Origin of the sequence: Methanogenium marinum (assembly GCF_028912405.1) — an archaeon.
Lineage (GTDB): Archaea > Halobacteriota > Methanomicrobia > Methanomicrobiales > Methanomicrobiaceae > Methanogenium > Methanogenium marinum.
Genome location: NZ_JAKELO010000001.1, coordinates 1 through 21,771 on the forward strand (window position 1 = coordinate 1; position 21,771 = coordinate 21,771).

Below are 21,771 nucleotides of genomic sequence, written 5' to 3' on the forward strand. Positions count from 1 at the left end.
AGAATGAAGATTGCACCGGAATCCGGCAGCGCAAAAGTGCTGGATCTGATGGGCAAACCATCCCCTGAGATATTTGAGGACTTTCTGAAACGGGCCCGGGATATCGCCTTAAAAGAGGGAATTCCACTGAAAATAAATCCATATATCATCGCCGGGCATCCTGGTGAAGAGAAACCTGAAACAGAAGAGACCATAGATTTTCTCATTAAAAACAAATTACATGGCAACCAGATTCAGATGTTTACCCCCACTCCCCTGACCCGCTCTACGGCGATGTATTATCTGGGATATGATCCTATTACCGAAGATATTACCCCTGCAGAGCATGATGTAAAACGTCTGGAAGAAAGAAAGCTTCAGATTGTCAACCGGGACATCAGTATAAAGAAACTGAGTGCAAGGGAACAGAATGCAAAAATGGAGATACGCAGCAAGTATCCTAATGCAGTCAAATCCGAAAAGAGCATGCCATCTCTGATGAAAAAACCAAGCGGGAATAAGACCCCTGCACGTCCAAAACCGGCGAGAAAACCCAGACGTTAGGTGAGTATTTCAGACATCCGGGAACATAATCATACAACCCAATGATCACCTGTTACCGGGCAATCATTGGCAACACTGAATTTTTTCGCTCGTTCTCCACTATTTTTTATCCATTTCCTGACTGAATGAAAAATTCTTTCATATGGTGTCTTCATCACTCAAATATCCATTCTATCGGCACAATGTGATGGAAGGCACATTCCATCGATCATGTTATAAAACTATGTTATTATCTAGGATAGATTGCATACAATAAAGGGCAACCGGACCCTTGGTCTGGAAAAAGTTCAAATCATATACCACAGATCTCTCTAAAAAATGTGTGATGAAAATGTGCGGAATTATCAGCGTCATCGATAAAAAGAAAAATCCAATGGACGGTACAGCAGTCAGAGAAGCACTCTCCATTATGAATGAAAGGGGTAATGGCGAAGGATCAGGATATGCAGTCTATGGCGCATTCCCGGAATTTGCGGATTACTATGCTATCCACGTATTTTATGACGATCTTATCGGGCCAAAAACAGCAGTCGAAGAAGAACTGGAAAAAGTGGGCACCATAAAGCATGATGAAGAGATCCCGACGTTTGAACAACCCAACCTAAAAAAACGGCACATCCCATGGAGATATTTCTTTCAGCCAAATGTCTCAGCCCTCGGCACAACGGCGTCTGAAGAAGACATCCTTGTCTACCTTATGAAAAAGGTCAATACCACCATTCCCGGGGCGCTGATTTACTCCACCGGCAAAAATATTGCCATCTTCAAGGCAGCAGGCTGGCCGGAGGATGTGGCCAATTTCTATCGCATTCAGGATTATGAAGGATACATCTGGCTTTCACACAACCGGTACCCAACCAATACCGCAGGGTGGTGGGGAGGCGCCCACCCGTTTAATCTGCTTGACTGGAGTGTCGTACATAACGGTGAAATCACATCATACGGGACAAACAAGCGATATCTGGAGGGAAATGGCTACGTATGCACCATGCATACCGATACCGAAGTGGTTGCATACTTAACGGATCTTCTCCAGAGACAGCACGAACTTCCGCCAGAACTGGCATTCAAAGCACTTGCACCCCCATTCTGGGACGAAATTGACAGAATGCCGGAAAAGGAACGGGAACTCAATACTGCCCTGAGAATGACATACGGCCCTGCCATGATGAACGGGCCGTTTGCTATTGTTGTGGCAAGTTCAGAAGGCATTGCAGGAATTACCGACAGAATCAAACTTCGTCCCCTTGTTGCAGCAGAAAAAGGAGACCGCCTGTATCTCTCAAGTGAAGAGGCAGCAATCCACGTTATGGAGCCATCCCCTGACCGGGTATGGATGCCACGTGCCGGAGAACCAGTCATTGGGAGGGTATACTAATGCCCATCGGAAGTGTCCCGCCAAAATATAAAGTGACCATTGACAAAGACCTCTGCATGCTCTGTGAACGGTGCATTGAAAACTGTCCCTACGGAACGTTTCGCCGCGAAGGCAACAAAATCCAGATATTTTCCCGTGCATGCACTGGTTGCCACCGCTGTATCGCCATGTGCCCGCGTGACGCCATCAGCCTTCAGGAAAAACCAATCGATTACCGTTCACACCCGGTATGGTCGCGGGAAGCCCGCGAAGCAATCTATAACCAGGCACAGACAGGGAAGATTGTTTTGACCGGAATGGGAAATGCTCTCAATGTGCCGCAAATATTTGACCGCCTCCTTCTGGATGCCTGCCAGGTCACCAATCCATCCATCGACCCGCTCCGCGAACCAATGGAACTCAGAACCTATATCGGGAAAAAACCCAGGAAACTTACCATTGACAAAACACCGGAAGGGGACATAGACCTTGTCACAAAACTGGCACCTAACCTGAAGTGTGAAACCCCGATTATGATCGCCCACATGAGTTATGGCGCTATATCACTCAACGCTCAGTTGTCACTGGCACGCGGGGCGGCCGAAGAGAAGACATTCATGGGCACCGGAGAAGGCGGACTGCACGAATCCCTGTATCCGTACCAGGACAACATGATTGTACAGATTGCATCCGGGCGTTTTGGTGTTGACATCGATTATCTCGAACGTGGTGCGGCAATTGAAATAAAAATCGGGCAGGGAGCAAAACCCGGAATCGGCGGCCACCTTCCGGGAGAAAAAGTCGATGAGAGTGTATCAAAGACACGAATGATCCCACCCTTCAGCGATGCAATCAGCCCTGCCCCCCATCATGACATCTATTCCATTGAGGATTTGTCTCAGCTTGTCCGAAGCCTGAAGGAGGCAACGGAATGGAAAAAACCCGTATTTGTAAAAATTGCCGCCGTCCACAATGTCGCTGCCATTGCTGCAGGAATTGCACGATCATCTGCGGATGCTGTTGTTATTGACGGATTCCGCGGAGGCACAGGAACTGCCCCCCGTGTATTCCGTGACCATGTGGGAATACCCATTGAAGCCGCCATCGCTGCCGTTGATGCAAAACTCAACGAACAGGGCATACGAAATGAAGTCTCCGTCATCGCATCCGGCGGTATCCGTGACAGTGCTGATGTAACAAAGGCGATAGCACTTGGTGCGGATTCCGTCTACATCGGTACAGCTGCGCTGGTGTCTCTGGGATGCAGAGTATGTGGGAACTGTTACCGTGGCCTCTGTCCTTGGGGTATTGCAACACAGCGCGAAGACCTCACGGCACGGATTGACCCTGATATCATGTATAAAAACGTGTCAAACCTGATACACGGCTGGACGCTTGAAATATCAGAACTAATGGGTGCTGCAGGCATTAACTCCATTGAAAGTCTGCGGGGAAACCGCGACCGCCTCAGGGGATACATGCTGGATGAAAACATCCTCTCAGTCCTTGACGTGAAGACCGTCGGAGCTGATGTATGATGAAAAAAACCCTGACAATCGATGCAAAAGGCATGCACTATACTCCTCTTAACAAAGAAATACGTGCAGCAATAAAGGATGGCGTAACAGAAATCATTCTTGAAAATATCAATGGCCAGCGGTTTATCGGAAACGGCCTCCGTGGCAAAGATTTGACGATCATCATCAATGGAGTTCCCGGCGGAGACCTCTGCATGTTCATGTCAGGCCCGACCTGCATTGTACATGCAAACGCTGAACACGCCCCCGGAAACACCATGGACCGTGGTAAAATTTACATCCACGGAACCGCAGGCGATGCGGTTGCCCATTCCATGCGTGGCGGAGAGGTGTATGTGCGTGACAGCATCGGATACCGTGGGGGGATCCACATGAAGGAATACAAGGATAAATGCCCGGTCCTTGTCGTCGGTGAATATGCCCGTGCATTTCTGGGAGAATATATGGCCGGAGGCATTCTCATTGTCCTTGGACGGGGAAAGGACCAACCTCCAGTTGATGAACGGGGCGTGGGAACAGGCATCCACGGGGGGGAACTCTACATACGGGGAGAGGTGCCCGACCATCTCCTGGGCATCGGTGCAGAGAAAAAACCCTTCACCGAAGACGACCGGGAAAAAATCCGTCCGTATATTGAAAAATACTGCCGGGAATTCGGGGTGGATGAGCCAGAATTATTCAGTGATGAATACGTACATATCGGGCCTTCCAGTGCCCGGCCGTTTGCAGGAAAATATTGCTGGGAGTGAGAAAAAATGCCAGGAAAAAATTATCAGAACCTGAAAGAAGAGGTCTGGGACACCGGCATCTGTTCCGGGTGCGGTGCATGCGTTGCCGTATGTCCGGCAGACGCCATCATATTCACCCACGATGAAAACATAGATTCACCTGTCCAGACGGGGTATTGTAAGGAAGTAACAGACAATGTGCCATGTGGGGCATGTTACGCTGTCTGCCCACGGACCGCGGCACAAGAGACAGCCCGGATGGAAAAGACCGGTCTGGGCGAATATACAGACATCTTTGCTGCTCACGCGGGGTTTGATGTCGAGAAACGACAGAGCGGGGGTGCCGTAACGGCAATTCTCGCGAACGCCCTTGAAGAAGGACTTGTCGATGCCGTAATAACGGTAACAGCAGACCCGTGGACACAGAAACCAGAGTCCGTTATTATCACAAAGACAGAAGCATTGGTTGCAACGGCAGGCAGCAGATATGCCTGGTGGGTCCCCACGCTGGCAGCGCTGAAATCTGCTGTTGTCACACAGAAGATTGAACGAATTGCAATTGTCGGCGTTCCCTGTGCTGTGTCTGCTGCACGGATGATGAAGACGTCAGACCATGATCTGCTCAGGCCGTTTGGGCGGGCCATTCGCCTTATAGTCGGGCTGTTCTGTACGGAAACATTCGACTATGAGATGCTCATCAAAGATAAAATAATTCGTGAGATGTCAATTGAACCCTGGCAGATAGCAAAACTGGATGTGCGGGGTAAACTAATAATTGAAACCACGGATAAGGCCGTCAGGGAGATACCACTACGTGACCTTGAAGACTGTGTTCGAAAAGGATGCCATGCATGTGGTGACATGACCGCTGTTGATGCAGACATATCTGCGGGTTCAGTCGGAAGTCCTGATGGCGAAACGACTCTCATTGTCAGGACTCCTATTGGAGTTGGATTTATTGATCATGCAACAGAGACCGGGAGACTGGTAATTGAAAAAGATGCATGCGATCTCAAGGGCATCATACATCTTTCACAGAAAAAATCCGAACGAATCCACACATAATCTTTTTTTGTTTGATAGTTCAAAATAAGAAGTACATATTTTTCCGGACGATGTAACTGTTAACAGCATCATTCTCTGGATTACCCCGTATCAACCAGAGGTCTGAGACAATAACTATGAAACACCTAAAATTTGTCAATCATCGCATCGATGAATATGCCCTTCAGGTAACATACGATCCGGCAACCGACAACGGCAAAGTGATCTTTAATCTCACCCTGATTAAAGAGGAAGATCGCATTTATGCAGTTGATATCATTCACCAGTCCCATAAAGCGGGTATCTGTGTCAGTGATCGTATGCTCATCACTGACGCGGGTGAACAGATAGGGGATAAAACAATACCAACGGGATACTGCGGCATTGTAACGATGTGCAGCATTACCCTTGATGCAATATTGCTGAGAAACGGCATTCCCATTAATCCCATTGGCGGAGGGTTACTGGAGATAAAAGATCACGTGCCCCGCAGGTTTACCTCTCTGATACGCTATGATGCAACAACGATTGATCCAACGCAGGTGATGATCGACCAGGGCTCCACCGGCATCAGCGGAGTTATTCAGTCGGGGAACGGCAGCATCCTTGCAAATATACGGGAATCGCATATGGCGGCAGAACCACTCCTTTATGAAATTCTCGACCTGTTTGGAACGGTAGGTTTTACCGGCATTCTGGACGTGGGCAGGCCGAACAGACCCATGTTTGGTGTTCCCGTCACAACGAACTATCAGGGTATTGTGATGATCGGCGGAGCAAATCCGGTGGCAGCATTTATCGAATCAGGACGGTGGGCGGAGACGACAGCAATGAAAGGGCTGATTCCGGTGTCACGGCTGGTTCACATTGATGATATTGAGTAGATAATTATTTGGGAGCACCAATGTGTTTCCCGCTTTTTGTTGGGGTGAACTGTTTTTTACACCATGAACACCATCCGTGCACCAGCTGGTGCACGGATAGAAATGGCTATTTTTATCTTAATTTTGTATTAGACATGATTATGACGTTTATCCCATTAACCGTGCACCACATCCGGTATCAGACAGACATACAGACAAACACAGACAAACAAAGAAGAAACCGGATTGCTGAATGATATTGGATTCTGGTGCACACTTCTCATAATATCTGTACATATATCTATATTACTACCTTATTTATGGAAACAAAGAGCGATAATCCCGTATTTTATCCGTGCACTTTTGCCTGAATTGTGGTGCACGGATGGTGCAATAGTGCACGTTTAATTTTTTTTAGTCAATCCCTGCATGTGTCTGGCATCATCATCTGGTATTTGTCATCCGGTCTTTCCTCCGGTCTGTCTCATCCGTGCCATCCGTGCCATCCATGCCATCCATGCCATCCGTGCCATCGGTATAGCCATGGAACACTAGCGGATCTCGCGATACCATGAGGCCGGAGACGTTCTGGAGACTGGGAATGCCTTTGTCGGTACATCATGGTGCCATGATAAATATTTAGACGGGTTATAACCAGGCAAAAAGTGGCATTTTCAATGGGTTATAACCCACCCAAAACATACATTTATGCCGGGTTATAACCCACCATAGCAATGTGACAGACACCCCCGACCTTATGGAAGTCCTGGTCTCTCTCAATCCGTGGTGGAGCGGCAAAGACTTCGGAACCGGCGTACGGCGAAAACGCTATTCATCAAAAATTCGGAAATATTACGCAACAGGAGAGATAGTCGTCCTCAGCGGTGTGCGACGCTCAGGGAAGACTACCCTCCTGTACCAGTTCATCCATGACCTGATTTATGGGCAGAACATTGACCCACGGTCAATTCTTTTTGTCAACTGCGATGAGCCAGCCCTCGCTCGGCTGGACCGGCCGCTTGAAACGGTGCTCGACATCTACCGGAGAGAAGTTTACAGCCAGGAAGGGGCCTGTCTGGTCTTTGACGAAATTCAAAACATCCCGGAGTGGGAGCGGTGGGTAAAAGCAGTCTATGACAGGAAACAGTTCCAGTTGGTAATCTCAGGATCGTCCTCCTGTCTTCTGGACTCAGAGGTGTCGACTCTTATAAGCGGAAGATATCTGTCGGTTCCTGTCTATCCGCTTGACTTTTCCGAGTACCTTCTCTTTCAGGAGGTGGAGGCAGGAACTGACCCAATAGCACTCTCAAGCCAAAAATATGAAATTTTAGAGCACCTGCGGCACTATCTCCATGAAGGAGGATTCCCACAGGTTGTGCGGCAGAGCGAGGAGGAGGTAAAAAAAGATCAGCTCAGGGCATACTACGACAGCATTGTCTACCGCGACATTGTCCAGGTGAACGAGGTGCGCAATCAACGGGCGATGAGCGATCTGCTCTTTTACCTCATGACCAACATCACCTCTCTGTATTCCTATCAGCAGCTGGTGCAGGTGCTGGGTATTGAAGTGGGGACGATTAAAGAGTACATCCGGTATGCCGAAATGGCGAAGGTGCTTTTTGAAGTCCGGTTCTTCAGTTACTCACTGAAGACACAGGCACGGAATAATAAGAAAATCTACTGCATCGATAATGGGCTGAGAAACGCGGTTTCATTCACATTTTCAGCTGATGTTGGGAGAGGTGTCGAAAACCTGGTATATCTTGAACTGCGGCGGCGGGGACACGACCCATATTACTGGAAAAAAGGAGGCGAGGTTGATTTTGTCCTGAAAAATGCCGACAACACGCTGAGTGCAGTCAACGTCACCTACACCGATACGATTCCCGGACGGGAGATGGACGCACTCCGGGAGTTCGCGGACGTTTTTGGTGCCAAGGTAAAAGATCAGGTGCTGATTACAAAGGATACCGAAAAGACGGACGGAGATATCCGGTGCATCCCGCTCTGGAAATGGTTGCTGGGTGAGGAGTGAGGTGGAATCAGGTGGGGTGGAATAAGGTGGGTGTAGAGTTAGGCACACCCCGTTGAGCCTGACTTGCCGACCATTCACCTATCAAACCACCCAACCTACCAACCAACCAAGAGAAACACCAACCCATTTCGACAGCTGGGCAGAATCCTTGCTTCAGATTTCAGATAAAGTATGCATAAGTAACGCATAAGTAAAGCTTAAATAGCCCCCTAAACAGGCCCGCACCCCGGAAAAACACGTCCACACAGACGGACGGAGCGGGCCGTTCTCAACCGAAGACAGGCTGCAGATCCTCTCATAATATCGAGTGAGGAAAAGCCCTTGTTGGTCTGCAATCTGTGGTTTATTTTGGAAATAACCTGCATTCCACCCCCATATTCCGGGTAGTAATAAATGGGACAAAAGGGGCCCATTTTGCCAGTATTTTCGCAAAACAGGGGGGCGAAAAAGATGAGGTCATCGCTCATGACGTGACTGGTTGTGGTTCAAAATGTGGCAATGATTCTGATCTGGACAGATGCACATACTCATGCCAGTCTTCCCCCAGATTATGATTAGCACTCAATAAGATTACAGCAAGTAATTTTGATCTACATTAACCACAGGGACTATATGCAAAGGAAATACGGAGAATTTAAACAAAATGAATGATGATTTGAACGTAAAAATCATCGAGACGCACCACGATGTGAAATGGATCTGCCGGACGCTCGGGGAGATGAAAGAGACAGATGCAGACATCGAGGATCGCATCCAGAACCTGGAAGGGTGGCGGGCAAAAAAGGTCGGGGCAGAGAAGTGGAGCGGCGGGATTGTGGGGCGTTTGCGACGTTGCTAGTGTTGTGGTTAGGGGTGGGGGGTGAAATACCTTCTAAATTCACGTATAACACTGAACATGAATACCCATTTTAGAAAGCGGGTAAACCACGTACTTCACAACCCACTCAACCACACCCTCATCCTCAACCAGCCAGACTATCATTTCAGATTCGGTATCATCTTCATTTTGCATGGTTTTTTGAAACAAAAGTTTTGGATCAGTATTTTCAAAGGAATTATCATATATTGAAACTTCATCGGCTATTACAATCATTTCCGGCAAAAACGAGACTGAACGTTCATATCTATCCCGGATTTTCTTTTCCGGGACATCATGACCACCCTCCCTATACCGGGATTGGACGCGGGCAACATTGATATCAGGATCTTTTGTTGTAATATATGTCAGATGAATCCTATAGCCTTCTTCCTTCGCGAATTTCATAAAATCCAGACGGCTTTCATGAGAGAACACCGTTTCCCATGCAACAGATTTTCCTGCTAACATCAATTCTTCAAGCCGTCTTTCCGTCTCTTCCCGTGCCTTGATTGACTTTTCCAGAACATCAGACATATATTTAATATCCGGATCATCACGTTCACAATAATCAGGGCTTAAATAATATATCGAACCATCTGAGAGAAATGGAGCCATTATTGTGGATTTACCTGATCCATTTGGCCCGGCAAAAAGAAAGAAATCTTTCATCGGTATTATCTACCGTGAGTTTTACCATATGTCCGGCGGGCAACATCCTTTAAAATTTTGTCTGTATCTTTAAATGAGGGAACAAAACCGCTTTCACTCCACTTTGTTCCGGCTAAGATTCTTTGACTCTCAGGGGACATCCGGCCCTGAATCTGACATTTTTCGGATTCACGAATCGGCAGACAGGCCAATTTATATTTGGTTTGCAATCCCCCTACATGGAAGTATTTGATGCCAGTCTCCTGAACACCTCCAGAGGTATATTTATCAGTCTTTTTGTCATCCTCTCGCCCTGAGTATTCCTTTTTGGATGATGGTGTGGAACTCATAATGGTTACCCCGATAAACAAATGATCATACACTTAGATACTATTTATTTCTAATCCGGATTCCATTATCTGATCCAAAACTTAGATAATTCACCCCATTCATCTCCAGTTCCCCTCATCCGCAATCTTCGAAAACGGTATAATCCCCGCACCAATATCTGTCGTCACATTACATCCCTGTTCAATAGCATTCGCGACAAGGTTCAGGCCGCTGAAGAAGACAATTGAGAGACGATAGGGATCGGCCCGCAGATTAAACGGACTCGTACCAATACCAACCGGACGGACAAACCCACACCCGGCCATATCATCAATAATACCCTCAACTTTATCTCTTGCCTGAGCAGTCACTTCCCGGACATTCGCGAGCGCCACCCCGCTCCCGGTATGAACCAGACTATCAACCGAGGTCAGCCCTGCATTAATAAAAAGCTGAAGAGGATCTATTGTTGTGCCCTTATAGCGAATCAGGTCATCAAAACAGACCGGTTGGTTATCAGCAATACGGAACCTCCCCCCGTAGACAATATCAACACCAATCCCGTTATTCTGAAGAACACCGTCCATCGTTATGGAACAGGCAGAGATAAACCCAACCGTATCCTGAGGAAGACGGGGATCGTTATCGGTGACGGAGTAACCCCGGAAGAAACTATAGCCCCGGTCAATCACCTCATCATATGCCCGCGTAACATTCTCAATCTCATCATACGGTACATACGTCAGGTTGTAGGCAATATCCCCGGCCAGCGTCTTCGGGTCAAACGATACATTAAATGAAAGCTGTTCAAGTCGGGATATCACATACCCCATACGGTCATCAACTAAAGCATCCTCTGCCTCAGAAAGACCCTCCGTCGTAAGAACCCGGCCTTTATTACCCACTTTGCGGGTAAATCCCCTCTCATCGAGGTACTGAAGATAATACTGTACTGCCCGATCAGACATCGAAAATCCACGTTCAGCCATCAGCTCACTGAGCCGCTTTGCGCCGAGAGGCCCTTGCTGCTCTGAAAGAATACGCAATATCTCAACAGATTTTCTCTCAGAACGCTCAAAGGTCATTTCACAACCACCCCAGACCAATTGTGGCATTGCAGAAATGAGAACAATTCATTAGTAGGATAATTGAGGATTCATTCATATGTATGTTTTGAAAAAAAAGGATGGAATGGTGCCGGTTTTTTACGGGAAAGAGATCATTCCGGTTCTTCCCGGACCTTTATTGCCTCCTCCACCGGGATGATAAATATCCTGCCGTCCCCTGCCTCACCAGTCACCGCCACTCGTTTGACAATTGATACGATCGCTGCCACATCCTCATCCTCGACGACCATCTCAATTTTCACCTTGGGTATCAGGTCGACATTGACCTTCCTTCCGCGAAACTGGAGAGATATGCCGCGCTGCATACCCCTGCCATGCACATTTGTGACGGTCATTGCAAAAAATCCCCCTTCATCAAGGGCCGCCTTCACATCTTCCACCTTTTCAGGCCGTACGATTGCTTCTACTTTCTTCATCTTTTACGCCTCCACCGTCTCGCCGTGCTGGGAGATATCCAGACCGACATATTCTTCCTTCTCATCAACCCGAAGGCCCATTACCTTGTCAACAACCTTTGCGAGGATGTAGGTCACAACGAATGCATAGGCCACGCATACTCCCACATCCAGCAACTGTATAAGGAACTGATTCACATTGCCGTATAACAGGCCATCAACGCCTCCGATGGCCGCTGTCGCAAAGATACCTGTCGCAAGAGCACCAAACAAACCGCCGACTCCATGGATAGCCCATGCATCCAGCGATTCATCAATACCCTTCTTCTGCCTCCACAGGAGTGCAGCGTAACAGACAAGTCCTGCAAGTGCACCGATGACAAGAGATCCTTTCACGTCAACAAACCCTGCAGCAGGTGTGATTGCAACAAGCCCTGCGATTGCACCGGAAACAATGCCAAGTGTTGCAGGCTTTCCCCGTATCCAGGATGCAACCATCCAGGCCAGTGCGCCGGCGGCGGCGGCAGTGTTCGTCACAACAAATGCGTTTGCTGCGATACCGTCTGCTGCAAGTTCACTCCCTGCATTGAACCCGAACCAGCCAAACCACAGCAGTGCTGCACCCAGGAGAGTGAGCGGAACATGATATGGCTCCATCCCATACTTCCCGAAACCCTTCCGGGCACCAATCACCATGCAGAGAGCGAGAGCACCGAAACCTGAACTGATATGAACTACCGTTCCGCCTGCGAAATCAAGTGCACCGAGTTGTGAAGCCCATCCGCCACCCCATGCCCAGTGTGCAAGCGGGTCATAGACAAGCGTTGTCCACAACAGACCGAATACGATGAATGAACTCAGTTTCACCCGCTCTGCAACAGCTGATGTGATAATTGCCAGGGTCAGGGCAGCAAACACGAGCTGGAACACCATGAACAGTATATCCGGGATTCCATCACCATCCAGTCCGACACCGTTGAGCATGAAATGGTCAAGACCACCTATGAACCCACCAATGTCCGGCCCGAATGCAAGACTGTATCCAAATACCACCCACTGGACACTCACTATGGCAAATGCCACAAAGGCAAGGCCTATCATTGAGATGATGTTCTTCCTTCTGACCATTCCACCGTAGAACAGCCCCACAGCAGGGGTCATAAGCATGACCATTGCCGTACATATTATGATAAATGCGGTATCTCCGCTACTGATTGCCATGAATCAAACCTTTTTTTACCTTATAAATCCAAAGTATTATTCGGAATTCTCGTTTCTTCTATTATACGGGATAATTCTTTTGAGGGGAGAGGAACAGTCTCCCCTTGAATTTCTTTTAGAACCTTGTCAGGTACTGTTCAATCTCCCAGGGATGCACTGCAGTCCGGAATGAGTCCCACTCCATCTGTGCAATACTGTTGAGTCCGTCAATAACATGAGCCCCGAGCGTATCACAGATGAGCGTATCCTCCAGAAGGTGCCTGTTAGCGGTCATCAGGTCACCCGGAAGTGTATCAATATGGGACCTGTTGCGTTCATCTTCAGTCATCTCAAAGATGTTCTGGTTCACCCCTGCGGGAGGAACAAGCTGCTTTTTTATCCCGTCCATACCTGCAGCGAGGATTGCAGCAAAGGTCAGGTAGGGATTACAGGTTGGGTCCGGGCTCCTGAGTTCCATCCGGGTGCTCTTTCCACGGGGGGAAGGAACGCGAACAAGGGCCGTACGGTTCTGTGCACTCCAGCTCACATACACCGGTGCTTCATACCCGGGTACCAGTCGCTTGTAGGAGTTAATCGTCGGATTGGCAACCCGGGTGATACTCTTTGCATGCTCCAGCACACCGGCAATGAAATGCAGAGCGACTTCAGAGAGCTGAAGCGGTGCCTCCGGATCATAAAACACATTCTCCCCGTCTTTGAAGAGCGATGCATTGACATGCATCCCGCTTCCGTTGATGCCAAATTTCGGCTTTGCCATAAAGGTTGCATTCAACCCGTTCTGGAGTGCGATGGACTTTGTCGCATATTTGAAGGTGATGACATTATCAGCTGTTTTTAACGCATCGCCATACTTAAAGTCAATTTCATGTTGACTTTCTGCCACTTCATGGTGAGAGGCCTCAATCTCAAAACCCATGTCTGTCAATGCAAGGACAATCTCTGAACGCACATCTTCTGCGAGGTCAGTCGGTGCCAGGTCAAAGTAACCGCCCTTATCCTGGGGGACAATCGTAGGCATGCCCTCCTCATCAAGTTTGAAGAGGAAGAATTCAAGTTCAGGACCCGTATTGAAAGTATACCCCATCTCCTTTGCTTCAGCGAGCACCTTCCTGAGAATGTGCCGGGGGTCACCTTCAAACGGCGTTCCATCAGGCATGTAGACATCACAGATAAACCGTGCAACCGGGCATTCATTTGCCCTCCATGGAAGAAGGGAGTATGTTGAAGTATCCGGTTTCAGGACCATGTCGGACTCTTCAATTCGTGCAAACCCCTCAATCGAAGAACCATCAAAGGATATTCCCTCTGTGAGAGCTTTTTCCGCCTGCCATGCCGGAATTGCAACATTCTTGGGCAATCCCTGTATGTCGGAAAACTGCAGGCGGACAAATTTCACCTTGTCTGCCTCAATTCTCTCTAATGTTTTTGCAACATCAGTTGACATTGTCATGGATAGTCATAACTCAGATGAACTATTTATAGATAGCACACAACCTACAGGATGTCTGCCATAATCTATATAGATCACAATAGTGATTGCTCAGAAAATTGTATATTATTTTTTAATAAAATAAAAAACACAGCCCAATAAAATCGGACAATCATAATCAGGTGTCGTCTTTTACCAGATAATTGATAGCATTCTCCGAAATCACTCCCGCATACTCACCCACCCTGCGGAAGTTCTCAACACAGTAGCCAATTGAAACAACACCCGGCACACCCAGATCAAAAAGCCAGCTGGAAATGTCATTACATTTTTCTACAAAATCACGCACATCAGAGATTAATACATTTGCTTTCAGAATATCTTTTTCAAACAGTGATTCCAGACTTGCCTCAAAGATATACAAAGATTCCCGACTTTTAACTTCTATGATATCAATAATTTTCTTCTCAAGGGATGTATACATCAGACTTCTGGCGCTCTCAGCAACTTTAACGACGTGGTCCCCTACCCGTTCAACGACACGCGAAATCTGGAGATATATTAAGGCAAGTTCAATATCGACACCCATCTCGCGGGACAATGAAACATTTCGTAACATAAGATTAAACTGGCGGGCGACAAGCCAGTAGAGACGGTTCACATCACGATCGCGAAGGATAACATCTTCGATAAGTTCCTCATCACGGGTCTTCAGCGCAAACACCGCATCCCGTTGCATACCGGCAACAATCACCCCCATTCTTTTGAGCGTACTGGAAAACGGCATCTCACCAGGATTAAGGAGATCACGAATCACAATTTTGTGATCAGTCTGATCGGAAACCTCCTGGCCCACCGTTCGTTGCGTAAATTTTCTCACAGACTTATGTGCCCAGGAAGGAATTCTTCCCGGTGAGACAATTTCAATAACATTATACCCCGCCACATAGGCACCAATCAGAGAGCGAAAAAGAATATCCGCACCATCAAAAAAAGCCAGATCAAATATTTTTACCCGTTCTGACACCTTACCCAATATTTTTGGTGTTACGGTAAGGGATCCATCGGGCTGAATTATAATGCCCACAGGATCATTTTTATGAATGTCAGAAGCTCGTATCCACTCCTTAGGGAGGGAAACAATGAAAGACGAGCCACCTGTTACCTGAACTTTTCTGATTTCCATAAGACACAAATCACCCAACCAAAAAACTGCATTGAAGTCAGAATATAATAATAGATTATCCGCAAATATATATAAAATATATATCCCCCCACCGGCCCGCATACCAGAAAACCGACGTGAACAGTATGGAAACCTTCAGATGAGGGGGGAACACCCGCCCACCAATGGCGGGGGCGACGTTGGCGGAATGGCGGCAGCTTTGCAGCAGCATGGCGGCACTTTCCGCCATGATAAAATCGGGGCATTCCAACCGAATGGTAGAGATCTAAGAGAGAATAGAGAGACGCTTCTTCAAGAGAATAGGATATGGCGGCAATGTGGGACCACACAGCTTCCGGACGTCTCCAATGCAGGTGCGGGCCCGGGGGTCTGCGCCCAGGGATTTTCCGCCAACCAAATTGCTTCCGGTGCAATTCAGGCCGAAAAGTTCGAACAAAGCAACATCCTCGCCCGGTATGATGGCGGCAGCTTCCGCCATCTGCTGCACTCTGCTGTACATGCCGCCAACAAGGGGATAACCGGTGGCAGCACACATGGAACATCCGTCCGGCATCATTCCCCTGCCTGAGGATGCTTTCGCTGAAAGAGTTCTTTCGGACGGCGAAGGATATGAGGGACAGTTAGGTCTGTGACGAGGGCAGGATGTACACAGCCAACGATGAAATTTAATTGCCTTATTGAAAAGATGATAACTGATATTACCATGCATCTATCTCCCTCGCCCTCGGGCCGCAAGCGACACCTTCGGGCTGAATACAGGAATCAGCCGGATTTATAGAATTTATCCATACATAAAATTTAAAAATTGGATTTTTCGTAATCCTCCTGACATTATTCTGACAATGAAACATCAAACTTCCATTGTCCTGTAAGAGACCCGAAATGATTGATTTCAACGGACATTTCCTTTATTTCGGATGAAAGGGGTTCAATCCGGGATCGGTATGTATAGGTATTGTCACTGCTGCCGATAAGATTCATATTCCAAAGAGATTTCTGATCTCCCCCGTCTATCCGGTAATAGCCGTTTGGTTTATCGTCTGATGAGAGGGTAAATGACCAAATCGTTCCATCATCCATCTCTGTTTCATAAACAGGTTCAGGCACATAAACCGAGAAGAAGAGTTCCGTGCTGTTTTCTGTGGCATCAATCCTGTCAAACGTTATCGTTATTCCTTCACTTTCTTGGGAGATATTGACGGGAATTGTTTTCCGGAGAATCTCACCGTCAGGCCGTATCCCGATTTCTGCTATTTTTTTGCCGGACTCTCCCCTGTAGACCATTTCTGTTTTCCCATCCCACGTCATTACATCCGTAATTTCAAGGGTATACAAACCAGGGGATATTTCCACACCGGTGTCATTTAACGACGAATCCCATTTGATATCGTACATGATATTTTCACCAGGGAGTATGGTGATATCATCATCTCCACGCAGGTATCTTTTGACAATCCCGAATGGCTGGGATAAGTCCGCCGGATTTTGTATGAGAAACTCAGGGGGGAAATCCTCAATATTTACCGGGGAATTACCATCATTCGCGAATATTACCGTTACAGTAACATTGCTCCCCTGCACCACCCCGGAAGATTCCGGCACAGCATAAACCACAAGCCCGTTGTAATCCCCCTCTGCAAAATCAGAACTTTTTAAAGCAGATATTGATCCGTCAGGGTCATCATATTCAGGAAGAATTATCCACTCATCTTTGTCATCAGAACCACCGGGTGCAGTGCATCCACAGATGAATGAGGCTGCAATGAGCAATATTAAAAGAACGATTTTAAAAAGACAGTTTTCCCCCACCATATGTATCAGATCAGGCTACAATGACCGATATAATTTACCACATCATGCAGCCAAAGAAATTTTGCCAAAAAATAGTCTTATTTACGGTCTAAACTGTGTGAAAATAAAAAGGATTTATCGTAATCCCTTACTCTTTTTTCAATGCCCCAACCGATGAAATCTTATTGAAAAATGCACCCAGGAATTCCTGAAAGTCATCATTCCAGCAGTCATTACCCGCCCTGACATCGCACTTTCTTTTCATCGAACGCATCACATGCTTTCCCAGCCTCGCGGAGAAGATATCATCTGAGGCGAGGAGGGAATAGACATCCACCCATTTTCTCATAATTTCAACGGCATATCTTCCATCCGGATTAATAAACGGGCCGGAAAAAACCTTTTGATTCAGATACTTCTCACTAAACTTTCCTGCATTCACCGCATTATCAACCGGTGGCCCTGTACGCGTGTACAGAGAAGGGAGCCGGTCAACAAGCAATTCAAAGAGCAGATAGCAGTGGTCCTCGCCCATCGCCTCACTATATCTGTTTACGACAAATCCATTCCGTTCAAGAAGAGAAGCAATACCTGCAGAACTTCTCCTCAGCTGCGGAACAACAATATCAGGAATCTGATGCGGCGTTGCAAAACTGATACTATAGAGCCCTGTCCCACGGAGAGAAAGAATCTGCTCAAATTCATCCCGGGTAATGCCATCTTTTGCAGGGGGGTAAAAAAATTCCAGGCCAGGGGATGCAGAATAGCCCCGGCAGAGCTCAATGAACTCTCCCATCTGTGCCCGTGAAACCGATGCAGCCACATTCCGGTTCGGGTCAACCGGATCAATTACCACAAGAGGATCGTCAAATTGTTTCCCCTGATGACCGACAATGTCAATCGTCTGCCCGGCCCTCCAGGACTGACAGGCTTCGATAAGTGCACTGAATCCACCATACCTAAGAACGAGCAGTTCACACAGATATCCTGCAAACCCTTCCGTCATCAGATCAGAGCCATACACCCCACCCGCCTTTGAAAACTGTTTCATCAGGAGGACATCATCCTCAAGACCGCCGATACGGGACTGAATATACCTGGTGTGAAACGGCGTTCTGTCAACAGCACTCTGAATTCGTGCAGAATCTGTCACCGCATAACAGGGGACAAGGTCCACGTCAAACCCGGATATTGTTGCATTAACATATGGATGTTCCGCATATTTTTCAACAAACTGACCGCCAAACCGTGATGCAATTGACCTGCCGAGAATAATTCCCTCTTCTTCGAGTGCTTCCCGGGGCATCTCAGGAGGATACAGCATAAAAACATCGATATCGCGGTCGCCACTTATCCAGGTATTTCGTGCGACAGAACCAACGACCATTCCCTTTGCGGTTCCGCTTTCATTTACCGCATTAAGAAGCATCTCTGCAACAAGGCATATGCTATCTATCTCCTCTTTTTCCGGACGAACACGTGAGAGCACCTCAACCTCGGTTTCATTCCTCAGGGTCATGCCTTCACCTCCATAATATCCTCATATATCGGCCCTTGCGGAGTAAGTGTACTTTTTTTCAGGGTAATGGTATCAACAACCATCTGTCCAAATGAACACCCGGATATCTCTTCAACTGCGACGCGCAGTGAACTATCAAATCGTTTGATGCGCCCCAATGTTACATGAGGAGTGAATACCCGGGTTTCGGATGCAATGCCCAGCGGAGCAAGAAGTTTGTCCAGTTCAGCAACCGTTTCCTCGCCCCATCCGTTATCGGAAACATCAGCCCAGACAATACGGGGCCGTTTTTTCGGATGAAGCCGGACCCCTGACACCGTTATTTCAGTCGGTTTAAATGAGAATTCAGACATTATTTCCTGTACAGAATGCATTACATCATCAGAAACATCCCCAAGAAACTTCAGGGTAATATGCGCGAGGGGGGGATCAACACAGGTCAGTTTCGCATCACTGTTCCTGAGAATATCCTGCGCAGCATAGAATTGATTCCTGATATTGCGAGTGAGTTCAACAGCAAAAAAAGCCCGTACCATATACAGATCTATTGAACTTTTTATCAGATAGGGTTACCCATACCCCCTATTACCGGAACAGGAAAGAAGTATTATTTTTAGTTCAGAAACAACATTGGTATACGAATCCATGGGGGATTATTTTCTGTGACAGATGCAGCCAAAATCAATGTATATACACTTGAAAACTGCCCGAACTGCGAACTATTAAAGGAATATCTGAATGCGGCAGGTATTGGATATACCATCCGCAATATGATGGACGCAGAGGCATTGACAGAACTCAGAATAAATGGTGTATTTGTACGGGAAGCTCCGGTCCTGCAGATCGGAACAACATTCCTGACATCAAAGGACCTCTTTGGTGCTGAAGGGGTTCGTGAGGAAATCGTTGATTCATTGCTTCGGAGAGAGTAATATGCCAATAAATCCCCGTCATGCAGAGACTCAGCAGACTCTTGATGGCTTCAATGTACCCACGCTTCCCAAAGTCAGAACATCGAGGGGCCATATTTTAGAATGGGACAGGGAAAAAATCGTAACTCAGATTCTCAAAGAAACACAACTTGTTGAAACATTTTATGGAAGCGAAGGGGCAGATGAGAAACTTGCACGTGACATTGCGCTTGAAGTCGAAACCAGAATAAAAAAACTCAAACTCAAATCCCTTTCCGGCCCTTTGATCAGAGAAATTCTTAACATCACCCTTCTGGAACGGGATTTGATAAAATATCGGAATGTCTGTACACGCGTTGGTACGCCAGTGTTTGATGCACATTTAATCGATGTGGGCATGGGATTTGAGGCGCATGATAATGCAAATCTCCAGGAAAATGCAGAGACATCCCACAAGAAAAAAGCAGATAAAATCAGTAAAGAACAGTATCTGCTCCAGTTGCCCCCGGAACTGGCTGATTACCATCTGGCCGGAGACCTGCATATTCATGACCTTGAATATTTTGGAACACGGCCCTTCTGCCAGGACTGGGATCTGCGCTATTTCTTCTATTATGGACTGATGCCAGACGGAAGTGGAACAAAGGCATCTGTCGCCGGTCCGGCAAAACGCGCAGAGGTTGCCGTCCTCCATGCAGTAAAGGCACTGGGCAGCGCTCAGACGAACTTTGCAGGTGGACAGGGGTATTACAATTTCCTGACATTCCTCGCCCCATATTTTGAAGGACTTTCGTATATTGATATCAGGCAACTCATGCAGATGTTTGTCTACGAGATGACCCAGATGATGGTGGCCCGCGGAGGTCAGGTTGTATTCTCATCTGTCCAGTTATCCCCGGGAGTCCCAAACCTCTGGAAAGAAAAACCATGCGTCTATAAAGGCAAAGTCTGGAACGGCACACAGGCCCCGGAACGCAAATATGGTGAGTTCGAACGGGAAGTACGGCTGCTCTTTAAGGCGCTCATGGAAGTAATGCTGGAAGGAGATTACTGGGGCAAACCATTTAATTTCCCCAAACCTGAAATCAGCATTGAACCTGACTTCCTGAACGAAGATGAGGAATTCAACAACGCAAATCCCGATATTCCCTCATACTATGACCTGTACCTGATGACATTCGAACTTGCATCAAAATATGGTACGCCATATTATGACAACCAGATCCCGGCATACCGTGGTTCAGGAGAAGGCATCTCCTGTTATCAGTGCTGTGCGTATCAGTTCTCCTCTCTTGCAGATGAAGACGATGAATTTGATGACAAGATGCTGTTTACCGACGGAAAGCACTTCTCAATGGGTTCATGGCAGGTATTATCAATAAATTGTCCCCGTGCAGCGTACAAAGCAGAAGGGGATGATGAGCGGCTCTTTGCAGAACTCAAAAAATTAATGGACGTCTCTGTTGAAATATTCCAGATTAAACGACGCTGGATGAATAACATCCGTTCAACCGGACGAATGCCATTTGCTATGCAGCGACCAAAAGACCCGAATGATCCTGATATGGAAGAGCGCGGCCCCATTGCGGTTGATTTTGAAGGTCTGGTATACACCATCGGCATTGTCGGCATTAACGAAATGGTCCAGCACCATATTGGATCCCAGCTGCACGAGAGTCGCGAAGCATTCAATTTCGCCATCCGGGCACTGACAGAGATGGAGCTCTACTCAAAGGAAATCTCACAGAAGACCGGGATGACAATCGCTCTTGCACGGACACCTGCAGAAACAACCGGACAGAGGTTTGCTATTGCAGACCTGATAGACCAGAGGTTCAGGCTGCATGCTGAAAAGGTGATCAAAGGTGATCTTGAGGCAGCACTTCCGGAACTCGGACATAAATTTGATCTCCCCGTGTATTATACCAACGGAACGCATGTCACACCTGGTGCGGATGTGCCTCTGACGAAACGGATGGAGATTGAACATGTATTCTTCCCCATCGTCGACGGTGGTAATATCTTCCATATCTGGCTGGGAGAAGCGCGGCCAGACCCACGCGGTCTCATGGATATGGCAATGAATCTCTGCAGAAATACCCAGATTGGCTACTTTGCATTTACCCGTGATCTCACGGTATCTCTTAAACAGTTTAAGGAATACCATTCTGAAAAAAAACCCGAATCATGCCTCTCTGTTGCTGACAGACGGGTAGAAGTTTAACTATTTTCACCTCCCATACTGAA

General features: G+C 47.4%; 22 protein-coding genes and 1 pseudogene. 12 read left to right on the forward strand and 11 right to left on the reverse strand.

Annotation, left to right across the window (positions count from 1 at the left end; genetic code table 11):
• From L0665_RS00005 to L0665_RS00045, 9 genes and pseudogenes are all read left to right on the forward strand, one after another.
• Nucleotides 1-543: pseudogene (locus L0665_RS00005) on the forward strand (hypothetical protein); the annotation flags it as partial.
• 331 nt (nucleotides 544-874) lie between these two features.
• On the forward strand, nucleotides 875-1,921 hold the full coding sequence (locus tag L0665_RS00010) for a class II glutamine amidotransferase (RefSeq protein ID WP_274923739.1): 1,047 nt from the start codon (nucleotides 875-877) through the stop codon (nucleotides 1,919-1,921).
• Nucleotides 1,921-3,438: a glutamate synthase-related protein gene (locus L0665_RS00015; RefSeq protein WP_274923678.1), complete on the forward strand. Its 1,518-nt coding sequence runs from the start codon at nucleotides 1,921-1,923 to the stop codon at nucleotides 3,436-3,438. The genes L0665_RS00010 and L0665_RS00015 overlap by 1 nt, the downstream gene beginning before the upstream one ends.
• The gene (locus L0665_RS00020) at nucleotides 3,438-4,187 is read left to right on the forward strand and encodes a GltB/FmdC/FwdC-like GXGXG domain-containing protein (protein WP_274923740.1); all 750 of its coding nucleotides are present in this window, start codon (nucleotides 3,438-3,440) and stop codon (nucleotides 4,185-4,187) included. The genes L0665_RS00015 and L0665_RS00020 overlap by 1 nt, the downstream gene beginning before the upstream one ends.
• A 6-nt stretch (nucleotides 4,188-4,193) precedes the next feature.
• Complete coding sequence (locus tag L0665_RS00025; RefSeq protein ID WP_274923679.1) at nucleotides 4,194-5,231, forward strand: Coenzyme F420 hydrogenase/dehydrogenase, beta subunit C-terminal domain; 1,038 nt, start codon at nucleotides 4,194-4,196, stop codon at nucleotides 5,229-5,231.
• A 116-nt stretch (nucleotides 5,232-5,347) separates the two neighbouring features.
• The gene (locus tag L0665_RS00030; RefSeq protein WP_274923680.1) at nucleotides 5,348-6,094 is read left to right on the forward strand and encodes a DUF128 domain-containing protein; all 747 of its coding nucleotides are present in this window, start codon (nucleotides 5,348-5,350) and stop codon (nucleotides 6,092-6,094) included.
• A gap of 408 nt (nucleotides 6,095-6,502) precedes the next feature.
• Nucleotides 6,503-6,628 carry a hypothetical protein gene (locus tag L0665_RS00035; RefSeq protein WP_274923681.1) on the forward strand — a complete coding sequence of 42 codons (126 nt, stop codon included), beginning with the start codon at nucleotides 6,503-6,505 and terminating at the stop codon, nucleotides 6,626-6,628.
• A gap of 181 nt (nucleotides 6,629-6,809) precedes the next feature.
• A complete protein-coding gene (locus L0665_RS00040; RefSeq protein ID WP_274923682.1) occupies nucleotides 6,810-8,108 on the forward strand; it encodes an ATP-binding protein in 1,299 nt (432 codons plus the stop codon).
• 643 nt (nucleotides 8,109-8,751) lie between these two features.
• The gene (locus L0665_RS00045; protein WP_274923683.1) at nucleotides 8,752-8,946 is read left to right on the forward strand and encodes a hypothetical protein; all 195 of its coding nucleotides are present in this window, start codon (nucleotides 8,752-8,754) and stop codon (nucleotides 8,944-8,946) included.
• 39 nt (nucleotides 8,947-8,985) lie between these two features.
• On the opposite strand, the gene L0665_RS00050 is transcribed toward L0665_RS00045, so the two are convergent.
• From L0665_RS00050 to L0665_RS00080, 7 genes are all read right to left on the reverse strand, one after another.
• Nucleotides 8,986-9,636 carry an ATPase gene (locus L0665_RS00050; RefSeq protein ID WP_274923684.1) on the reverse strand — a complete coding sequence of 217 codons (651 nt, stop codon included), beginning with the start codon at nucleotides 9,634-9,636 and terminating at the stop codon, nucleotides 8,986-8,988.
• Nucleotides 9,637-9,641: 5 nt separating this feature from the next.
• The gene (locus tag L0665_RS00055) at nucleotides 9,642-9,965 is read right to left on the reverse strand and encodes a hypothetical protein (RefSeq protein ID WP_274923685.1); all 324 of its coding nucleotides are present in this window, start codon (nucleotides 9,963-9,965) and stop codon (nucleotides 9,642-9,644) included.
• 99 nt (nucleotides 9,966-10,064) lie between these two features.
• On the reverse strand, nucleotides 10,065-11,030 hold the full coding sequence (locus tag L0665_RS00060; protein WP_274923686.1) for a DUF128 domain-containing protein: 966 nt from the start codon (nucleotides 11,028-11,030) through the stop codon (nucleotides 10,065-10,067).
• 134 nt (nucleotides 11,031-11,164) lie between these two features.
• Nucleotides 11,165-11,488, reverse strand: coding sequence for a P-II family nitrogen regulator (locus L0665_RS00065; protein WP_274923687.1), 324 nt, complete (start codon nucleotides 11,486-11,488; stop codon nucleotides 11,165-11,167).
• A gap of 3 nt (nucleotides 11,489-11,491) precedes the next feature.
• Nucleotides 11,492-12,688, reverse strand: coding sequence for an ammonium transporter (locus tag L0665_RS00070; RefSeq protein WP_274923688.1), 1,197 nt, complete (start codon nucleotides 12,686-12,688; stop codon nucleotides 11,492-11,494).
• A gap of 115 nt (nucleotides 12,689-12,803) precedes the next feature.
• The gene (gene glnA / locus L0665_RS00075; RefSeq protein ID WP_274923741.1) at nucleotides 12,804-14,132 is read right to left on the reverse strand and encodes a type I glutamate--ammonia ligase; all 1,329 of its coding nucleotides are present in this window, start codon (nucleotides 14,130-14,132) and stop codon (nucleotides 12,804-12,806) included.
• Between the two features lie 163 nt (nucleotides 14,133-14,295).
• Nucleotides 14,296-15,303: a phosphate uptake regulator PhoU gene (locus L0665_RS00080; protein ID WP_274923689.1), complete on the reverse strand. Its 1,008-nt coding sequence runs from the start codon at nucleotides 15,301-15,303 to the stop codon at nucleotides 14,296-14,298.
• A 139-nt stretch (nucleotides 15,304-15,442) separates the two neighbouring features.
• Here L0665_RS00080 and L0665_RS00085 point away from each other — a divergent pair, with 139 nt between their 5' ends.
• Entirely contained in the window at nucleotides 15,443-15,871 is a 429-nt protein-coding gene (locus L0665_RS00085) for a hypothetical protein (RefSeq protein ID WP_274923690.1), read from the forward strand.
• On the opposite strand, the gene L0665_RS00090 is transcribed toward L0665_RS00085, so the two are convergent.
• The 4 genes from L0665_RS00090 to thpR all read right to left on the reverse strand — a co-directional run bounded on the left by L0665_RS00090 (nucleotide 15,856) and on the right by thpR (nucleotide 19,149).
• A complete protein-coding gene (locus L0665_RS00090) occupies nucleotides 15,856-16,008 on the reverse strand; it encodes a hypothetical protein (protein ID WP_274923691.1) in 153 nt (50 codons plus the stop codon). The two genes, L0665_RS00085 and L0665_RS00090, sit on opposite strands and share 16 nt — an antisense overlap.
• A 126-nt stretch (nucleotides 16,009-16,134) precedes the next feature.
• The gene (locus tag L0665_RS00095; protein WP_274923692.1) at nucleotides 16,135-17,115 is read right to left on the reverse strand and encodes a hypothetical protein; all 981 of its coding nucleotides are present in this window, start codon (nucleotides 17,113-17,115) and stop codon (nucleotides 16,135-16,137) included.
• A gap of 127 nt (nucleotides 17,116-17,242) precedes the next feature.
• Nucleotides 17,243-18,613 (reverse strand): CCA tRNA nucleotidyltransferase, encoded by a 1,371-nt coding sequence (gene cca, locus L0665_RS00100; RefSeq protein ID WP_274923693.1) that lies wholly within the window; start codon nucleotides 18,611-18,613, stop codon nucleotides 17,243-17,245.
• Nucleotides 18,610-19,149: an RNA 2',3'-cyclic phosphodiesterase gene (gene thpR / locus L0665_RS00105; RefSeq protein WP_274923694.1), complete on the reverse strand. Its 540-nt coding sequence runs from the start codon at nucleotides 19,147-19,149 to the stop codon at nucleotides 18,610-18,612. The genes cca and thpR overlap by 4 nt, the downstream gene beginning before the upstream one ends.
• 126 nt (nucleotides 19,150-19,275) lie before the next feature.
• Here thpR and L0665_RS00110 point away from each other — a divergent pair, with 126 nt between their 5' ends.
• Nucleotides 19,276-19,545: a glutaredoxin family protein gene (locus tag L0665_RS00110; RefSeq protein WP_274923695.1), complete on the forward strand. Its 270-nt coding sequence runs from the start codon at nucleotides 19,276-19,278 to the stop codon at nucleotides 19,543-19,545.
• Nucleotide 19,546: 1 nt separating this feature from the next.
• On the forward strand, nucleotides 19,547-21,748 hold the full coding sequence (gene nrdD, locus L0665_RS00115) for an anaerobic ribonucleoside-triphosphate reductase (RefSeq protein WP_274923696.1): 2,202 nt from the start codon (nucleotides 19,547-19,549) through the stop codon (nucleotides 21,746-21,748).
• Nucleotides 21,749-21,771 lie beyond the last annotated feature (23 nt).